The sequence below is a fragment of the Flagellimonas marinaquae genome, assembly GCF_023716465.1.
In the GTDB taxonomy this organism is placed as follows: Bacteria; Bacteroidota; Bacteroidia; order Flavobacteriales; family Flavobacteriaceae; genus Flagellimonas; species Flagellimonas alginolytica.
This window is the reverse complement of record NZ_CP092415.1, coordinates 1,174,699-1,193,498: the sequence shown is the minus strand read 5'-3', so window position 1 is coordinate 1,193,498 and position 18,800 is coordinate 1,174,699. Positions and strand designations below refer to the sequence as shown.

Genomic DNA, 18,800 nt, shown 5'->3' with positions numbered 1-18,800 from the left:
TGAAACAAGTTCAGGTTGACGAAAATCTGCCTCTTTTTGGTTGTTGTGATTGGATTTTTTTAGTCAATCCAGTTCGCTACTTGATTGTCGATCATTTGGAGTCCAACACCTTCGGTGCCCGTTACCTCGATCATATCCAAGATGTCCCTTACGGTATTTTCTTCTTCCACCTGCTCCATTACAAACCAATCCAAGAAACGCTCGGTTGCAATATCGCCGGATTCACGGGCTTTTTTAACAATATTGTGGATCGATTTGGTCACTTTTACCTCATGCTCCAGAGTAGATTCAAATACATCAACAATTGAAGAGTAATCGTGGTTGATATTGGTTACTTCCGGTGAAATTGGGTTCCCTCCGGTATCAACCAAAAAATTGAAGATTTTCATCATATGTTCACGTTCTTCCTCTGCTTGTTTAAAGAAAAATTTGGCGCTGGTAAAAAAACCATTTTGCTCGCACCATGAAGCCATGGCCAAATAGGTCGCAGAGGCATGGGCTTCCATTTGTATTTGTCCGTTGAGCAAATCCATGGATTCCACTTTTATGCTCATACTTTGTCTTGCGATATCTTTCATAATACTAAGTTTCTAATGTGATTGTGATATAAAGTTACAGATTTAAATCTGTACAGCGTACTGGTCCCTTTAATTTAGAAACCAATTAAGACTGGATAAAAGTAAGCAGGTCTTTTACGTAAGGGCTTCGGCTTTGGCAGAAAGTCCTATGGCCACAAAACCATTATGGATAAGATTTTTAAGATCTAGTACCTCTAGGGTATTAAGGATGAACAAATGCTCTTTATTGCAAAGCATCAAAACTTCTAAACCGTGGGAATTCAAATCACTATCAAAATGGTCTTCTACGGAGATGGACAGTATTTTATGCCTAAGGGATAACAGCTCGCAAAGAGACATGCGAATTAGTTTTTGTCCAAAATCGATATAATATCTGCGTTCGGCCGTGGATTGATAAAGTGTATAATATTTGGATTTGAATACTACATTCATGGGGTCAAATGTAATATTTATTTAGATTCAATACAAATATCAAATCCGTATTTGTCTATCAATTTGCTGATCCAGGGAGATAAAGGTTTCTGTTCGTGATACTCCTTCGATCTGTTGGATTTTTTTATTGAGGACCTGCATGAGGTGTTCATTGTCCCGGCACAATACTTTAATGAGTATGGACCAGTTTCCTGTGGTGTAATGGCATTCCAGTACTTCCGGAATTTCTTCCAATTGTTTTACCGCTCGCGGGTTGGTCATGGCCTTGTCCAAATAAATGCCGATGTAGGCCATGGTAGAATAGCCCAATACTTTTGGGTTGATTACAAATTTGGATCCTGCCAATAGCCCTGAGCTTTCCAGTTTGCGGAGTCTTTGGTGTATTGCGGCTCCCGAAATGCCTATGTTTCTTGCTATTTCGAGAATGGGTCGTCTTGCATCCTCCATGAGATACCTTAGGATCTTTTTGTCAATACCGTCTATTTTTACGGAACTGTTATTGTTTTTCACTTCTTGAATTTTAAAGTATAGCTAAAGGTATCCAAAATCTAACAAATTTTAACTCGCTACCGAATCGGGATTGTAACCTAAATAGGGAACTTGATATTCTTTGAACTCGATGCCCTGGGTACGCAACTCGGATAAGATAGGTTCGTATACCTCTTTGCTTATAGGAATTTGTACACCTGGTGTCGTAATTTCTCCGTTCAGGATTTTTAAGGTGGCGATAGCTACGGGAAGACCTACAGTTTTGGACATTGCCGTATAACGTCGGTTTTCTCCGATGACCACCATATTGGCATCAATCTGTTTTTTTTCGCCATTTAATTCGTATCCAAACTTGTGGTACATTACGATCATATCCTTTTCGTCTTCTTTCAGGGTCCAGCTATCCTCAAGTATGTATTGGAGCATTTGTGCAGGCGATGCATTTTTGAGCGGAATTTTTTTAGAGTCGTCAAAAATGTTCAAGTCCAAAAGCTTGCCCCACATAATATCGTCTTGGTCGATCTTTAGGTAATGTCTCATTTTTAACTCTACCGAATCTGTAGGCGAATAGGGAAGAAATAAATTCACAAATTCGCGATAGGACATTCCTTCGGAATTTTCAATGGAGTAACTATCATCCGTCATGCCCAGGACCACAAACATTTGCCATGCTTTGGAAAAACCTACCCTTCGCATGGTTCCTCTAAAAAGTGTTAACGCGTCTTGCAGGCCGTACGCTTCGCGGTACTTTAAGGAATCGCGATTGGCATAGGCTTCAAAAGTGCCGTAGCCCTCGACGTCCATAAATTCTGTCCTTCTGAACAATTTTTGATAGGGTATGTATTTGTACGTGCCCTCTTGGATAAATTTTGCTGTGCCTCCTTGGCCGGCCAGTACCACGTTTCTGGGATTCCAGGTAAATTTATAGTGCCATAGATTGGTGTCGCTTTCCGGGGCTACCAATCCGCCGGTAAAGGATTCGAACAGCAACATTTTTCCACCTGCGTCCCGGATGCGATCTATTGCCTCCATGGCGCTCATATGGTCGATTCCAGGGTCAAGACCAATTTCGTTCATAAATACAAGGCCCTTTTCTTTTACTTTATCATCCAGAGCCTTTAGTTCGTTACTTATGTACGATGCTGTAATAAGATGCTTATTGAATTCGATACAATCGTGTGCAACGTTGATGTGCAGACTTGCTGGTAACATGGAAACTACAATGGAGGCTTCCGATACAGCTTTTTTCCTGTCGGACTCATTAAAAATATCCAACGTAAATACCGTGCAATTGGAATGTCTGGAAAATTCATCGGGGATATTTTCGGGACGAAGATCCCCGATTTTTAAATGAATATTTTCTTCGTTCGCCTTTTTTAAAAAATAATCTAGTAAGTATGAGGTTGATTTACCTGCGCCTAAAACCAATATAGTGCGGACCATGTGTTTTGTTTACTTTTGTTTAATCGTTACTAAGGTATTAAATTGTTATATTTTTAAAAAAATAGCCAATAAAAGTTATGAACAGAACAATTTTACTCACTGGAACTTTTTTGGGAATGTTGGCGATAGTGTTGGGGGCTTTTGGCGCCCATGGGCTTGAGAAACTTGTGGATTCCGATGCTGTTGATACTTTTGAAACAGGGGTTCGGTACCAGATGTATCATGCCTTGTTCCTTCTTTTCCTGGGTATGTATAATGGTGTTAAGATTAAAGCAAAGAAGCCGGTTTTTATCCTTTTGCTATTGGGTGTTGTATTGTTCTCTTTTTCAATTTACCTATTGGCATTGAACAGTTTAACTTCATTTGACTTTAAGATTATCGGCTTTTTAACACCAATCGGGGGAGTTTTCTTGATCATGGCTTGGATTTATTTGGGATATCACATTTTAACCCAAAAAGAACTCAATTAACCCATATTTGAAAGGTCGAAAAGCGAATATTTTCTAGTTTTGTACCAACAAATAAACTAAACTATGAAGGATTCTGCTTCAGCCACGAAATCGATTTCGTTAAAAACGTATGGGATAACCCACGATAATATCAATTATCAACTATCACCAGACGAGCTGCACGACATTACCATTGAGTTGGGTATGGGCAAAGAGGCCTCCTCTGGAGCTTTGGCCGTTAACACGGGGGAGTTTACGGGAAGATCACCCATGGACCGTTTTATTGTTAAGGACGATATTACATCCGATAAAATATGGTGGGGCAACATTAATATTCCCTTTGAGAGCGAAAAGTTTGATAAGCTTTATGATAAAGTTATCGCATATCTCAACAATAAAGAGCTGTATGTTAGGGACTCTTATGCTTGTGCCGATCCAGAATATAAGTTGAACATACGGTTGATCAATGAATATCCTTGGTCCAATATGTTTGCCTACAACATGTTTCTTCGCCCTACCGAAGAAGAATTGCAAGGTTTTGACCCGGAATGGACTGTTGTAAATGCACCAGGTTTCAAGGCCGATCCAATGGAAGATGGAACCCGCCAGCATAATTTTGCCATACTTAATTTCAGTAAAAAAATTGCCCTGATCGGGGGTACCGGGTACACAGGGGAAATTAAAAAAGGAATTTTCTCTGCTTTGAACTTTATTCTACCTGTATATAAAAACACCTTGCCCATGCATTGCTCCGCAAATATGGGGCAAGATGGGGATACCGCAATATTCTTTGGGTTATCGGGAACGGGAAAAACTACCTTGTCCACTGATCCCGACAGAAAGCTAATCGGTGATGATGAGCATGGATGGACCTCCAAGAATACGGTTTTTAATTTTGAAGGTGGTTGTTATGCAAAAGTTATAGACCTTGCCGAAGAGAAAGAGCCAGAGATCTACGGTGCCATAAAAAAGGGGGCGATTTTGGAGAATGTGATCATGGACGATAATGGGGTGGTCGATTTCGCCGATACCTCCATTACACAAAATACAAGAGTAAGTTACCCGATCCATCATATCGAAAATATTCAAGAGCCGTCCATTGGGGAAAATGTAAAGAACATCTTCTTTCTTACTGCCGATGCCTTTGGTGTGTTGCCTCCAATTTCTAAGCTAACACCATCCCAAGCGGCATACCATTTTATTTCCGGATACACGGCCAAGGTTGCAGGGACCGAAGCGGGTGTTGTGGAACCGCAGCCCTCTTTTTCGGCATGCTTTGGAGCTCCGTTTATGCCGCTTCACCCTACTAAATATGCTGAAATGTTGAGTAAGAAAATGAAGGAGTCCGGTGTTGATGTTTGGTTGGTGAACACAGGTTGGACCGGCGGACCATATGGAGTTGGTACCCGTATGAAGTTAAAATACACCAGAGCAATGATAAGTGCGGCATTAACAGGTAAACTTGGGCTGTACAATTACGAAAACTATCATATACACTCCGTATTCGGGGTGGCACAGCCAAGGGAATGTCCTGGAGTACCTAAAGAAGTGCTCAGTCCACGAACTACTTGGAACAATGATGAGGCTTACTACAAAACAGCCTTTAAATTGAGCAATGCCTTTAGGGAAAACTTTAAAAAGTTTGAATCTTATGCCAGTGAGGAAATCCGAAGGGGAGGCCCGCAACGGTATGCATTCTAAAAAAATAAAGCCCCGATTTCGGGGCTTTTTTATTGATCTAAATTTCGTCTTTATTTGTTTACACTGGTAATGTACTTCTGCAGTGCCATGGTCATCGATGGAGTCTCTGGCGTTGGCGCCTGAATATCGATTCTAAGTCCTGCATTGGTCGCGGCCTTTACCGTACTATTGCCGAAAACGGCAATTCTCGTGTTGTTCTGTTCAAAATCCGGAAAATTCTTCATCAAGGACTCAATGCCAGAAGGGCTAAAGAATACCAAGATGTCGTAATAAACGTTTCTTAGGTCGGAAAGATCACTGATCACGGTTTTGTAAAAAATTCCACGTGTCCAATTCACTCCCAATTCGTCCAATAATTCGGGGACAATAGGTTTTAGGGAATCAGATGAGGGTAATAGGAATTTTTCGTCCTTATACTTTTTGATCAGAGGAATCAATTCGTTGAAAGTCCTTTTTCCAACATAGATTTTTCTCTTACGGTATACAACATATTTTTGTAAGTAATAGGCAACTGCCTCCGACTGACAAAAATATTTCATTGAATCCGGAACCTTGAAGCGCATTTCATCAGCAATTCTAAAAAAATGGTCAACAGAGTTTCTACTGGTCAAGATAATTGCAGAGAAGTTGTTCAAGTCGATTTTTTGTTGCCTAACATTCTTGGCCTCTACGCCTTCTACATGAATGAATGGTCTGAAATCTACTTTAATTTTCTCTTTTTCAATTAATCTTGAGTAAGGTGAGTTTTCGACTTTGGGTTCTGGTTGGGAAACCAAAATTGTTTTTACTTTCATAAGTTATCAACCTTTTAAATAGCTTCCAATTAACACCAAGGGCGCAATTTCGAGTGCGCAAAGGTACAAAATAAAATAGACAAAATAAGGGAACAGTGCTTTTTGATAGTTCTTCAACAGCTTGGCCACACCAATGCCATTAATTAGGGCAACACATAGAATTGCAGTATATATTGCTGTTTTTGAGTTGGTTGTAATGTAAATCAATAATATGTTGGTGAGTAAAATTACAATACTGCTGTAGTTGAGGTAAGAAATTTTACTAAAAATCAGGCCGCTTATAACAACTGTATTGTTAAAAACAAATCCCGTGAACATTTGAACTAAAAATTTAACCAGTTCGAACAGGGCCAAAAAACCCAATAATATAAAATAAATGGTAAGAGGTTCGCCATCCGGCAACAAGGAAAAAGTTCTTAAGACCAAGTAAAGAAACAGTGAAAGGTTGATTAATTGGAAAAGGGTTAAAAGTAGATGGAACCAATGGGAAAATTGCCCTTTTTTATTATGGAGAAGAATGTATTTATCATTAAATGGAAGGATAATAAAATTCAAGAATTTTTTGTGGTACAAATACTTGCCCAAAGCCAAAACAACCAAACTGATGAACAGCGTAACCGTCATCCAATCTATAGAAATGATCGTTTTTTCAACCGGTTCCATCATTCAATTTTAATAGGTTGTCCGTTTAGTCCGGGAGGCAATCCATTTTCTGCAATTCCAATCCTAAAGTAAGATGGGTTTTCCATTTTGGACAGGGGTAGATCAAAAGAATAGAACAAAGTGTCCTTGGACCGCAAGGTTGAAGCTTTCGGCGTTAGCTTATTAACTTTTAAAGAGCGCATTTGTTTTACTTGTTTGTGTTTGTTGGAATAGGAAATGGTGAATTTTAATTGCTCCAACGGGATGTCAAAAGGATAAGGATTGTATACTTTTAACGAATAACCCGTATTGTTTTCCTTCTTGTCCACTATGCACTTTAGATTTCGGTACGATTGAAAGTTTTCAATATAGTTTCCAAAAAATATGGTGCTGTCCAAATGCATATAGGTCACATCCCCACTCTTTTTGTATTTGGATACGTACAATACTTTTTTGCCACGAACCCTTTCTTCGGAACCATCTATGGAATATTGGTTTTTTCGGTACATATAATTGTTCAAGGAAATGGCTGGAACCCCCGAGTAAAATTCATATTTGGGAGCTCTGCGATAGGAGTTTTCGAAAACAACCGGAACACCCCCGGACTTTTCTTTAAGCTCTTTGGTCCAAACCTTGTTGCCATGGGTTTCGTAGAGCATGGGAAATAACGGGTAGTGTACCATCCATGCCCTAGCGTACATTAAAAGCACCAAGCTGACAATACCTGTTCGGTACATCCATTTTCTACTTTTTTTATTGCTGATCAGGTAATCAAAAGCAATTATGGCCAACGGGATCGAGACAACAATGGTCCACTGCGCTTGTACCCTTCTGTTAAAACTGGAAATGAAAAAGAAAATCAATACACCGTATACCAAATAAACCAAAGCTTTGGAAAAAGTATCCTTGGGCCTGAACTTAAAAAGCGAACCATAGATCCAATAGAACAATAGACCGATTATTGCAATAATGTTCAAGAAATATCCCAATGTAAAACCATCAAAGGAATAGGCTTGGTTGGGCCGTTCGTACAAATGGAAGGTAATGGATACAAAGTTGTTCTGATAGAGCCAAACAAAGTGGGGAATGTAGCAAATCAAGGCCAGTATTACTGCAAGCCACGCTTTTTTGTTAAAAATTAGTTTGTAGTTGGAAAGGAAAACAAACAAGATGACCAATACCGCATGGTACTTACTGTACATCAGCGCAGCCATGGTCAGGCCCAGTAAAATGGTGGTCAAGATAGCCTCGTTTTCAAGAAAGCGTTTGTATAGCCATAGGAACAGGGCGGTAAAGAACAGTAGGGATGTATCGGGCAAGGTTAAAAAACCATATGCGTTCATCAAGGTAAAAGAAAACACCAACAAGAAAAAATGAACAACATAGTCCTTTTTCTTGGGGTTGTCCACCAAAAGCCAGAGCAAAATATAGGTGCCGGCCGAAAGTATGGTGCTCATAAACCTTACCCCTAGTTCACCATCAAAGAAAAGACTACTTAGTTTGATCAAAAAGGCAACCATGGAAGGATGGTCAAAATATCCCCAGGACAAGTTTTGCGCATAGTACCAGTAATAGGCCTCATCGTAAATCAATTCCGTTATCGAAGCTTGAACAAGATTGAGTACAAAAAGAACCGCTAATAGTATAAAAAAAAGTCTGGGAAACTTTTGAGACATCAAAATAGGTTTTTTAAAGGCGCAAAGTTACAAATATTGAACCAGTGACCGTATTACTTGCCAAAGGTTACTTGTGCAGGCAAGATAGAAAACCTTATTTTTGACAAACTAATACAGTGCGAATGTCAGACGGCTTGGTCATTATACCCACATTCAATGAAATTGAAAATATCGAGGCCATTATAAAAACGGTCTTTGATCTAAAGAAGAATTTTCATGTACTTGTGGTAGACGACAACTCTCCGGATGGTACTGCCGATTGCGTCCGGAAATTGCAAATTGACTTTCCGGAACGACTGTTTTTGGAAGTCAGAAAAGAGAAGTCTGGTTTGGGGACGGCGTACATCCATGGCTTTAAATGGGCCTTGAAAAAAGGATATGAGTACATCTTTGAGATGGATGCCGACTTTTCACATAGACCTGCCGACCTATCCAGATTGCACAGAGCTTGCTTAAACGGAGCCGATGTGGCCGTGGGTTCCCGGTATAAAAAAGGAGTAAATGTGGTCAACTGGCCCTTGGCCAGGATCTTACTTTCATATGGTGCATCTTTCTATGTAAAGTTCATTACCGGAATGAAAGTGCACGATCCCACTGCTGGTTTTGTATGCTACAAACGAAAAGTGCTCGAGACCATTAATTTGGATAATGTGCGCTTTATTGGCTATGCCTTTCAAATAGAGATGAAGTATAGGGCGTACCTCAAAAAATTTAAGATAGAGGAAGTATCGATAATTTTTACCGATAGGGTAGAAGGAAAATCTAAAATGAACTCGGCAATTATCCGGGAGGCCATTTTTGGTGTGATAGCCATGAAATTTAGAAGTGTATTCTTTAAAAAGAAATTTTAGTATGTCAAAAATTCTGTTGAAAAACGCCAACATTGTAAACGAGAACAGCATTTTTGAATCCGATGTGTTGCTGGAGGGTGATTTTATTCTCCGTGTCGATGCCGATATATCCGATCCCAATGCGAAGGTAATCGATTTGAATGGAGATCTTTTGTTGCCCGGTGTTATAGATGATCAAGTACATTTTAGGGAGCCAGGGTTAACGCACAAAGGTACCATTGCCACAGAAAGCAGGGCGGCCATAGCTGGGGGCATAACCACTTTTATGGAGCAGCCCAATACCAACCCGCAAACGACCACAATAGCAAAATTGGAAGATAAATTTGCCATTGCTGCAAAAGATTCCTTCGCTAATTACTCCTTTCTTTTTGGGGGCACAAACAATAATTTGGAGGAACTAAAACGGTTGGATAAAAATGCCTGCTCCGGGGTCAAACTGTTCTTGGGCTCATCAACAGGAAATATGTTGGTGGACAACGAGCAAGTATTGGAGCAGATTTTTAGAAATACCGAAATGGTGATATCCACCCATTGTGAGGACGAGGGGACCATTAGGAGCAATTTGGAATCATATAAAAAAATGTACGGGGATAACATTCCTATAGAGATGCACCCCATTATCCGGAGTGCGGAGGCATGCTACCTAAGTTCATCAAAAGCGATTGCCTTGGCCAAGAAAACGGGGGCGAGATTGCATGTCTTTCACCTTTCAACGGGCATCGAAACCGATTTGTTCACCAATGAGATTCCATTGGAAAAGAAAAAAATCACATCGGAAGCCTGCATCCACCATCTTTGGTTTTCGGATGAGGACTATGCAAAAAAGGGAACACTCATTAAATGGAATCCGGCAGTTAAGACCAAAAACGATAGGGCCAAACTTTGGGAAGCCCTCCTAGATGATCGTATTGATGTTGTGGCCACGGACCATGCACCGCACACCATGGAAGAAAAGGACAACCCCTATACAAAAGCACCTTCTGGTGGACCTCTGGTACAGCACGCACTATTGGCCATGCTACAAAAAGAACAGGAAGGTGTTATTACTTTGGAAAAAATGGTAGAGAAGATGTGCCATAATCCAGCCAAGCTTTTTGATATTGATCGGCGAGGATTTGTTCGAGAAGGGTATTTTGCAGATTTGGTTCAGGTGCACAGAGGTTCTAAAAACGAGGTTAAAAAAGATAATATTCTCTATAAATGTGGATGGTCCCCGTTCGAAGGTGTTACTTTTGGTTCCGAAATAAAGCGAACCTTTGTAAATGGTTTATTGGCGTTTGAAAATGGTAGCTTCCATCCAGAGAAAAATGCAAAGAGGCTCACTTTTAATCGATAAGGAATGATACGTACCATACTTTTTTTTATAGGTCTATTTTTTTTGATGGTCTCCTGTGCGGAAAAAGTAGTGGAAGAACCGGAAAACCTTATTCCAAAGGAACAAATGATGGATATTCTCCATGATCTGGCAATTTTTAATGCAGCACAAGCAACCACGAGCAGAAAATTCAAGGATTCCAGAATCGATATTATGGATTTTATCTACACCAAGTACGATATTGATAGTGCACAGTTTTCGCAGAGCGATCTGTATTATGCTTCGCTTCCTTTGGAGTATCAGGCCATTTATGAAGGTGTGGAAGCAAGGGTGAAGCAGAAAAAAGATACATTGGAGGCCATTGGAAAGCGTCGTAACGATAGTGTTCGCGCGGCAAGTTTAAAACGGACCGATTCCATTAAGGCCGTGCGCGAAGCCAATGAAAAGAAATCTAATTCTTCTTCATAAACTTATCGCAGCAAAAGGCGATGGCTTTGTCCAGGTCCACAAACGTAAAATCTAGCTGCGATCGTATCTTCCGATTACTATAAATTTGCTGTTGATACAATCCTTTGGCCATTATTCTGGATAGCCTTCTTCTTTTTCCGAACAAATGGCTTCTTGCCCAATCCAACCGCCAAAAGAGTTCCAACATAAATTTGGAAACTTTCCGGTCCGGCGGCTCAACGCCCAATTTTGGAGCTATTTTCTTAAATAGTTCTCCATAGGTCATATTTTGGCCCACCAAAATAAATCGTTCGGTTTTAATCTCCGATGCCATGAGCATCGTCATGGCTTTGATAACATCGTGCACGCTTACAAAACCGGTGCCACCGGGGATGTAATACTTTTTTCCTTTGGCTGCATAGGAAAAAAAGGTACCGCTGCCAGACTTCCAAAAACCAGGACCGATCACAACACCAGGGTTTACGATAACCACGGACAGGCCTTCTTGTGATGCGCGCCAAACCTCGAGCTCAGCCTCATATTTGGTAATTCCGTAAACAGATGCCTTGGTTTCGAGCCATTCGGTTTCCTCGGTGATTTCTTTTTGTTTAAGGCTAGGTCCTATGGCAGCAATGGAACTTACGTAGCACAGTTTTTTTACCTTGTGCTTTAAGGATAGGTTCACAATGTTCGCAGTTCCTTCAACATTGGTGCGCTCTAAAGCTTTAAAATCCTTGGGGTCAAAAGAGATCAGTGCGGCACAGTGGAATACTTGAGATATCCCATCAAAAAGCGAATCCAAACCACTTAAATTGGTAATATCGGCCCTAACCCAATCAATTTGTTCCACCAAATCTGACGGATTGTCGGTATAGTATCCAAAAACGTTGTGGACTTTATCAATGGATTCCTTTGTCCTATAATTGCTTCTGACCTTGTTCCCATTGCTGATCAAATGGAAAAGTAAGTGGGAACCGATCAGTCCAGTGCCTCCCGTAACCAAAATCATACCGTAAAAGTACCTATTTGTGCTGGAAATATTCAGTCAAATGCCAACTTCATTTTATATTTGCACCTATTCCAAAAAACTGATCATGACGAAGAACTTTGTTCAAGAACTACAATGGAGGGGAATGGTACACGATGTGATGCCTGGAGCCGAAGAACATCTTATGGAGGAAATGCGTTCTGCCTATGTAGGGATAGACCCTACCGCAGACTCCCTGCATATTGGACATTTGGTGGGAGTAATGATGTTGAAGCATTTTCAATTGGCCGGCCACAAGCCTTATGCTTTGGTGGGTGGTGCCACGGGCATGATCGGTGATCCTTCTGGAAAATCAGCCGAACGGAATTTGCTGGACGAAAAAACACTGCGCCATAATCAAGAAGCCATAAAATCGCAATTGAGCCGGTTTCTGGATTTCGAAAGCGGTGGGCCCAACGCTGCGGTCTTGGTCAACAATTACGATTGGATGAAGGATTTTTCGTTTTTGGAGTTCATCCGGGACGTTGGCAAGCATATTACCGTTAATTATATGATGGCCAAGGATTCCGTAAAAAAACGTCTTTCGTCCGATGCCAAGGAGGGTATGTCCTTTACCGAATTTACCTACCAACTGGTGCAGGGTTACGATTTTTTATACCTCTACCAAAACCACGATTGTAGCCTTCAAATGGGAGGTAGCGACCAATGGGGCAACATTACCACGGGGACCGAATTGATCCGTAGAATTGGTGGTGGAAAGGGATTTGCCCTTACTTGTCCTTTGATCACCAAGGCAGATGGGACCAAATTTGGAAAAACAGAAGGCGGCAATATTTGGCTGGATGCAGAAAGAACATCGCCCTATAAGTTTTACCAGTACTGGTTGAACACTTCGGATGAAGATGCTGAAAAGTATATCAAGATCTTTACATTTTTGAGTAGGGAGGAAATAGAGAATTTGGTTGCTGAACATAAGGAGGCTCCACATATGAGGGCGCTTCAAAAGAGATTGGCAGAAGAAGTTACGATCATGGTGCATTCCCAGGAAGATTTGGACAATGCGATTAAAGCGAGCAATATCCTTTTTGGAAAGTCAACTTCAGAAGACTTGAAACAACTCAATGAAAAAACGTTTTTGGATGTTTTTGACGGGGTGCCACAAGCCACTATTGGTAAAGAGGAACTAAATCCAGGTTTGGACATGATAGGGGCGTTGGCCGCCAAAACCGGGTTTTTAGGATCGAATGGTGAGGCAAGACGAGAATTAAAACAGAATTCCATATCCGTAAACAAGGAAAAGGTTAAAGAAGATTACCTGATTACCGAATCGGATTTGATCAACAATAAATTTGTACTGCTACAAAGGGGCAAAAAAAATTATTTTGTGTTGATTGCGGAATAACCAATTCATACGGGTCAAACAAATAGTTGGGACAGTCTTAAAAAGTTCAGGATAACAAAGGACATTTTCTTGAACATAAAGCAATATAAAAAAGCCATCTAAAAGATGGCTTTTTTGTTAGGTTAAAAATGTAATTCCATATCTGCCGCAAATCTCGGTTATTTTGGAAAAATCTGGCGGGCCAGGGGGTAAGTTGCCCAATTCTTCGAACATTAGTTCCAGCCCTGCAGGGAATACACTTAAAATGGTTTTACAGTCTTTATCCCCGACTACCTTCCAAGTGTGTGGAATATTTTTAGGCGCAAATGCCAAATCACCTGCCTTTAAAATAGTTGTTTGGTCCCCAACAGTTACTTCTAGCTCGCCTTCCAAAACTTTAAAGATTTCGTCTTCATTGGTGTGAACGTGTGGTGGGATCATTGTGCCGGGAGGATTTACTTCTTCTATTAAGGTGAAAAGACCGTTGGTGTCCTCGCTGGTAAGTTTAAATGTTTGTTGGTCACCGATTACATTTACTTGTTTGCCCTCTCCCTTTCGTACAATTTTTGGTTCCAGAGTTTTGTTGTTCTCTTCTTCCTTTGGATGTACATGGGCGAATCCAGGTAAAGTGGCCAATGCCGCTGCAGAGAGGGCACTTCTTTTTAAAAAAGCACTTCTATTCATAATCTCGATTGTTTGGTTATCTCAATAAATTACGTAAAATATTGATAGCGCGAAGGTTATAATGTTATGGAAAGATGGGTTTTGTGTATAATTGGATGTATGGACTATCTGATATTACAAGACCATCAAGTTACAACCGCGGATATCGGAATCATCAAAACGGCCCAAAACTTCAAACGTTCCGTTTGGATAAGCTTTTCCTAAATCCTGTGTGGCAATAAATGAACAAGAATAAATGTTCGCAAGATCGATAACGTTGATACCTCCCGTTTTACCGGCCGATTGGATAGATAATGGGTCCTCGGTATCCCGAGTAATGATCTTCATCCAAGGCGGGGTCTTAAAAATGCCATTGCCTTTCGAATATGCTTGGGACAAAAGCTCCGTCATTCCATATTCTGAATGTACTTTCTCCACGCCCAATCCTTTTTGCAGTAATTGGTGCAGTTCTTCTCGAATCAATTCTTTACGGCGACCTTTCATTCCACCGGTCTCCATTATAATGGTATTTTGTAAGTTCATCGAAAATCTTTCTGCTAAATCCAATAAGGCAAAGGAAACACCGATCAAAAGACATTTGGTTCCCTTCTGTTCCAATTTGAGCAGGTTTTGGTGCAGTTCGTCCAGATTGTGAAGATAAAAACCACTGCTTGGATGAGCGGATTTATTGATCAAATCATTGACCATATAAATTAATGAGGATCCTTCCCTTTCGAGGTAAGATGGCAATAAGGCCAGAATACAAAACTCTTTTGGTGAACCATAAAATTTGTAAAAAGCGGACAAGAAACTCTTTTCGTAAAGTTCGATTTCCGGAACAAAATGCTTGCTTGTGGAAGTTTTGGTTGTGCCACTGCTTGTAAATACTGTTTCTGCTTCCTGTTCTGTGGAGCGTACAGCGTGGGTCTTAAAAAAAGATATGGGCAAAAAAGGAATTTCCCGTGTTAGCGAAACAGTTTTCGGGGTCTTGCCCAAATGGTTGCAAAATTGGTGATAGACTTGGTTGTTCTGGTATTGAAACCTAAAAACATCCAATGCGACCCGGTCAAAATCGTAAGCGTTGGAGATGGAAAATATGCGATGGGTATCAAACTGTTTCATTGAGCCCCAAAATTACCTAAAAATAAAAAAGCCCTTGATGAAAAGGGCTTTAAAATGTTGGGCAATTTTTATTTGATCACCAATTTTCGGGTCATTGTTTTTTTGCGTTCCGTTACTTGGAGTACATAAACTCCGGGAACCAATCTGGAAATGTCCAAAGTATTGGTGTTTATCCTTTTTGTAAGCACAACTTCGCCAAAAACATCGTAAACTCTGATTTCTTTGGTTCCGTTGGATTCCGTCGTAATATACACTTCACTTCCATAGGCCGGGTTAGGGTACATTTTAAAACCCTTGAGCTCTTGTACGGGCTCATTGTTCACTGTTACCAGCTCCTGACCGAAAGAAAATAAAGGTAAAGCCATAAGTAAAACAAAGTAGATTTTCTTCATATTGCTGATTTGGGGTCTATGTGCAATATAAAAGTAGATAACCATGTTAAGTTGTACCACATTATGTTGTGAAAATACTAAAACTGGTGGTAAAGCGTTGAAAGCTGTTGTTTAGGATTGGAAAATGAGGTTAAAAAGGGTCGAACTACTTAACAATGAGCTTTCTAGTGGCTACCTTGTTTTTTTCGAAAACCCTTAAAATATAAACACCTTTATCCAAATTGGAAAGGTTGAGTTCCTTACCAAGAATAGTGGTTTCCAGGACCTGTGTCCCCAACACATCGAAAACGAGGATTTTTTTTGGTGCATTTAGAGCTGTTTCGATGTAGACCTTTCCTTGAGTAACCGGATTGGGGTAAAGTTTGAAGCCTTCAATATCGGCACTTGACCTGGCATTATCCTGAGAAAAACCAAGTGTACAGATAAATAAAAGAATAACGAAGTAAAAGTGCTTCATACGTTAATGGTTGCAAACGGTATGCCACAAATATATAAAAATTGCTTTGCCAAACCGGAACCAATTGATGAATAGAGGGTTACTTTTCGATGAAATGCAAAAAAGAAGCCCTCGATTTTTCGAGGGCTTACTTGTATCGATAATGTGGAATGGTCCTAAAAACTTAGGCTATAACCTATAGAGAAGGACATACCTGGGTCCCTAAAGGAGAAATTTTGTTTTGTAGCACCAAAAGATTCATACAAACTTACTCTTTCATCGCTAAGGATGTTATTAGCCTTAAGGCTTATTTTAGAGCGTTGCTCTTTACCAATGGTTTTTGAAAAATTAAAATTTAAGCTATGGAATGGTTGTGTAAAAACATCTGGATTTTGTCCGAAGCCAACTACTTCCAAAGTTTTGCCTTGTACGTTATAGAAAATACCAGTTTCTAATCCTGTCTCTCTATTGTCGTAATTAAGGCCAGCATTAATAAGGTATGGAGATTGACCTTGTAAATCTCGGCTATCTTCAATGGTTTCCCCATCTCTGGCAAAAATCTGACGTGATTCGTATTCTTGGTTTTCACCACGTGCCATATCGATTTTGGAATCTATAATGGATACATTAAGGTTAATACTTAAATTCTTTAATCCGTCGGAGAGGAATCCTAGGTTTTTCCTTCCTTCCAGTTCAACACCAAATACGGTTGCAGATGGTGCATTCCGAGGGGTGAATTGGTTGGGGGCGGTGATGTCATAGGCCACAATTTCTATTGGATCTGTAAACTTTTTATAAAAACTGCTTATCGCAAGCATTTGTGCTTCTTCTCCAAATACCTCAAACCTAAAGTCAAAGTTGTCTATGTACGTTGGCTGTAATTCCAAGTTTCCGAGAAAAAGTATACCTGTCAATAAATCAGGTATTTGTACAATAGACAATTCTTTAAAACTTGGGCGTGCAGTAGTTCTTGAGTATGACAGTCTAAAGTTGGTATTTTCCTTAAACTCATATATTAAGTTTGCAGAAGGGAAAAAGTCCAATACATCGATTGTTTTCTCATCCTCATAAATTTCGGTTCCGGTATTGTTCTGACCTGTAAAAAAAGTCGTGAACTGTTCGGCTCGTAATCCTAAAATTGCTCTGAACTTTTCAGCGAATTTAAACTCATTGGAGATATAAAAGGCCATGGTGTTTTGTTCTGACTCAAATGTATTTGCTGGTTGAAAATTCCCTCTGATGTATGAGCCAGAACGATTATCTGTTGTCCAAATGTTTTCGTCAGCCAAAATTGCATTTGGGTCACCATTTAGGCTAGCTGTACTAAAATTGAAGAATGCAATGTCGTAATTGTAGATACTGTAATCTCTTTTCTTGTAGCTGTAAAGCCCACCAAATTTCAATATCGACTTATTTCCAAAAAGCTCATAACTTTTTGAAAAGTCGATTTTTCCTGTAGCATTGATTTCTTCCAAGTCTCTCCATAACCTAACGGGGAAACCGGCATCTGAACTAATAGTGAAACCATCTGGGTTGATAATGAACGTTGTTAGTCTAACATCCTTGTCCTGAACATTGGATAAAGTAGGGGATAAACTCCATTCTGTAACGAAGGAAGCATCCTCGGAAGTATGCTTACCAGATAGTAATAGATTGGAAACAGAACGTTGAGAGTATTCCAAGTTGTCTTTAACCACATCGATGGCATTCGAAATTTCGGTGCGTTGCTCAAAAAGCGCTGCCCTGGATTCACCATTTTGTATATGAAGTAGGTTTAATCGGTATTTGGATTTCCCTGTTTTATAAGAAAGACCGGTCAATGCAGATGCCAATACATTATTGGAGCCTATATCTCCCCGCTGTCTCCTATCAAAACGGAGCTCATAGATTTCGCTCTCCGGAGCTTTTTGATAGATACCGTTTTCAAACCCTTCATAAAAAGTTGTAGTGTTCTTGTAATCAAGTGAGGCAATGAATCCTAATCTGTTTTCTCCAATGTTGAATTGATTGCCATAACTAAACCCTAGACTAAAGTCTGGTTTAGAAGTTTGTCGTTCTGCGGCCATAATAGGATTAAATGACCGTGTTAAACCTTCCAAAGAACCATTGTTCTGCGAATCTGATGGGCTGGGTACATCTGTGTTTGATGGAAAGGGTAAATCCCTTGTTCCATCATCAAAACCCAAGAAGTCACTGCCACCGCCTTCATAGCTTAAATAGTTGTCTTGAAAGTGCATGCTTGGGTTATAGCCCACGGATGCGGATATGGACATTTGTTTTTGCGTTGGAAAGTCTTTTGTTACTATGTTCACAACACCACCGGTAAAATCTGCCGGGAGTTCTGCAGAAGCAGATTTTAGTACGATTACGTTTTCCAGGATATTGGTCGGGAAAATATCCATTTGTACGGTGTTCTTGTCTGGATCAAGTCCAGGAATGTCCATTCCGTTCAAAATGGATTTAGTATAACGGTCCCCAAGGCCTCGTACGTAAACATATTTGCCTTCTTGTACCGATACGCCAGGTACTCTTTTAATAGCGGAAGCTATATTGCTGGCCCCTGTTGCTTTAATGGATTCCAGTGATAGTCCGTCCATAAGCGTAACCGAGTTTTTTTGCAAGTTCAACACAGAGGCTTCCGTGTTTTTCCTGACTGTTGTGGTAAGTACAACTTCATCCAATTGGGAGGCTGCGGGTTGTAAGGTTACGTTAACCGCGACTGTTTGGTTGGCCTCAACCACCACGCCTGTAATTTCTTGTGTTGTGTATCCGAGGAAAGAAAATGAGACGGTATATGTGCCAGGTTCAATATCCAAGCTGTACGCCCCTTCAAAATCTGAGGTTGTTCCAACGGTGGTGCCTTTAATGGCTACGTTGGCAAATGGTAGTACATCGTTAAACTCACCATCCATTATTTTACCACTAATGGTCCCGTTCTGGGCAAGACACCATTGTGCAAAAAACATGGTGGTCGCCAAAAGAATATTTTTTAGCATTTCAA

General features: G+C 40.3%; 19 protein-coding genes. 6 read left to right on the top strand and 13 right to left on the bottom strand.

Annotation, left to right across the window (positions count from 1 at the left end; translation table 11 throughout):
• Nucleotides 1-59: 59 nt before the first annotated feature.
• From MJO53_RS05395 to MJO53_RS05380, 4 genes are all read right to left on the bottom strand, one after another.
• The gene (locus tag MJO53_RS05395) at nt 60-578 is read right to left on the bottom strand and encodes a ferritin (protein ID WP_252080758.1); all 519 of its coding nucleotides are present in this window, start codon (nt 576-578) and stop codon (nt 60-62) included.
• A gap of 114 nt (nt 579-692) precedes the next feature.
• Entirely contained in the window at nt 693-1,010 is a 318-nt protein-coding gene (locus MJO53_RS05390; protein ID WP_252080757.1) for a hypothetical protein, read from the bottom strand.
• A 39-nt stretch (nt 1,011-1,049) separates the two neighbouring features.
• Nucleotides 1,050-1,520 (bottom strand): Lrp/AsnC ligand binding domain-containing protein, encoded by a 471-nt coding sequence (locus MJO53_RS05385; protein WP_224836253.1) that lies wholly within the window; start codon nt 1,518-1,520, stop codon nt 1,050-1,052.
• 48 nt (nt 1,521-1,568) lie between these two features.
• Complete coding sequence (locus MJO53_RS05380; RefSeq protein WP_252080756.1) at nt 1,569-2,942, bottom strand: saccharopine dehydrogenase family protein; 1,374 nt, start codon at nt 2,940-2,942, stop codon at nt 1,569-1,571.
• Nucleotides 2,943-3,019: 77 nt separating this feature from the next.
• Between MJO53_RS05380 and MJO53_RS05375 the strand changes: the two genes are divergently transcribed.
• Nucleotides 3,020-3,412, top strand: coding sequence for a DUF423 domain-containing protein (locus MJO53_RS05375; RefSeq protein WP_224836255.1), 393 nt, complete (start codon nt 3,020-3,022; stop codon nt 3,410-3,412).
• A gap of 63 nt (nt 3,413-3,475) precedes the next feature.
• Nucleotides 3,476-5,092 carry a phosphoenolpyruvate carboxykinase (ATP) gene (gene pckA, locus MJO53_RS05370; RefSeq protein WP_252080755.1) on the top strand — a complete coding sequence of 539 codons (1,617 nt, stop codon included), beginning with the start codon at nt 3,476-3,478 and terminating at the stop codon, nt 5,090-5,092.
• 50 nt (nt 5,093-5,142) lie between these two features.
• Here the strand turns inward: pckA and MJO53_RS05365 are convergent, their stop codons facing one another.
• Genes MJO53_RS05365 through MJO53_RS05355 form a run of 3 tightly spaced genes read right to left on the bottom strand, consistent with a single transcriptional unit; the run spans nt 5,143 to nt 8,204 of the window.
• Nucleotides 5,143-5,886, bottom strand: a complete 744-nt coding sequence (locus tag MJO53_RS05365; RefSeq protein ID WP_224836257.1) for a uroporphyrinogen-III synthase — start codon at nt 5,884-5,886, stop codon at nt 5,143-5,145.
• Between the two features lie 6 nt (nt 5,887-5,892).
• A complete protein-coding gene (locus MJO53_RS05360; RefSeq protein WP_252080754.1) occupies nt 5,893-6,552 on the bottom strand; it encodes a DUF4271 domain-containing protein in 660 nt (219 codons plus the stop codon).
• Nucleotides 6,549-8,204: an ArnT family glycosyltransferase gene (locus MJO53_RS05355; protein WP_252080753.1), complete on the bottom strand. Its 1,656-nt coding sequence runs from the start codon at nt 8,202-8,204 to the stop codon at nt 6,549-6,551. The genes MJO53_RS05360 and MJO53_RS05355 overlap by 4 nt, the downstream gene beginning before the upstream one ends.
• Before the next feature lie 122 nt (nt 8,205-8,326).
• On the opposite strand from MJO53_RS05355, the gene MJO53_RS05350 reads away from it, so the two are divergent.
• Genes MJO53_RS05350 through MJO53_RS05340 form a run of 3 tightly spaced genes read left to right on the top strand, consistent with a single transcriptional unit; the run spans nt 8,327 to nt 10,838 of the window.
• Nucleotides 8,327-9,055, top strand: coding sequence for a polyprenol monophosphomannose synthase (locus tag MJO53_RS05350; protein ID WP_224836260.1), 729 nt, complete (start codon nt 8,327-8,329; stop codon nt 9,053-9,055).
• A gap of 1 nt (nt 9,056) precedes the next feature.
• Entirely contained in the window at nt 9,057-10,391 is a 1,335-nt protein-coding gene (locus MJO53_RS05345; RefSeq protein ID WP_252080752.1) for a dihydroorotase, read from the top strand.
• 3 nt (nt 10,392-10,394) lie between these two features.
• The gene (locus MJO53_RS05340; protein ID WP_224836262.1) at nt 10,395-10,838 is read left to right on the top strand and encodes a DUF4296 domain-containing protein; all 444 of its coding nucleotides are present in this window, start codon (nt 10,395-10,397) and stop codon (nt 10,836-10,838) included.
• Here the strand turns inward: MJO53_RS05340 and MJO53_RS05335 are convergent.
• Nucleotides 10,822-11,826 (bottom strand): NAD-dependent epimerase/dehydratase family protein, encoded by a 1,005-nt coding sequence (locus MJO53_RS05335; protein ID WP_252080751.1) that lies wholly within the window; start codon nt 11,824-11,826, stop codon nt 10,822-10,824. The two genes, MJO53_RS05340 and MJO53_RS05335, sit on opposite strands and share 17 nt — an antisense overlap.
• 85 nt (nt 11,827-11,911) lie before the next feature.
• Between MJO53_RS05335 and tyrS the strand changes: the two genes are divergently transcribed.
• Nucleotides 11,912-13,207: a tyrosine--tRNA ligase gene (tyrS, locus tag MJO53_RS05330; RefSeq protein ID WP_224836264.1), complete on the top strand. Its 1,296-nt coding sequence runs from the start codon at nt 11,912-11,914 to the stop codon at nt 13,205-13,207.
• Nucleotides 13,208-13,324: 117 nt separating this feature from the next.
• On the opposite strand, the gene MJO53_RS05325 is transcribed toward tyrS, so the two are convergent.
• From MJO53_RS05325 to MJO53_RS05305, 5 genes are all read right to left on the bottom strand, one after another.
• Nucleotides 13,325-13,870 (bottom strand): cupin domain-containing protein, encoded by a 546-nt coding sequence (locus MJO53_RS05325; protein WP_224836265.1) that lies wholly within the window; start codon nt 13,868-13,870, stop codon nt 13,325-13,327.
• Between the two features lie 114 nt (nt 13,871-13,984).
• Nucleotides 13,985-14,971: an acyl transferase gene (locus tag MJO53_RS05320; RefSeq protein WP_252080750.1), complete on the bottom strand. Its 987-nt coding sequence runs from the start codon at nt 14,969-14,971 to the stop codon at nt 13,985-13,987.
• A gap of 68 nt (nt 14,972-15,039) precedes the next feature.
• Nucleotides 15,040-15,363 carry a T9SS type A sorting domain-containing protein gene (locus MJO53_RS05315; RefSeq protein ID WP_224836267.1) on the bottom strand — a complete coding sequence of 108 codons (324 nt, stop codon included), beginning with the start codon at nt 15,361-15,363 and terminating at the stop codon, nt 15,040-15,042.
• Nucleotides 15,364-15,508: 145 nt separating this feature from the next.
• A complete protein-coding gene (locus MJO53_RS05310; protein WP_224836268.1) occupies nt 15,509-15,820 on the bottom strand; it encodes a T9SS type A sorting domain-containing protein in 312 nt (103 codons plus the stop codon).
• 155 nt (nt 15,821-15,975) lie between these two features.
• Nucleotides 15,976-18,795 (bottom strand): TonB-dependent receptor, encoded by a 2,820-nt coding sequence (locus MJO53_RS05305; protein WP_252080749.1) that lies wholly within the window; start codon nt 18,793-18,795, stop codon nt 15,976-15,978.
• Nucleotides 18,796-18,800: the final 5 nt, after the last annotated feature.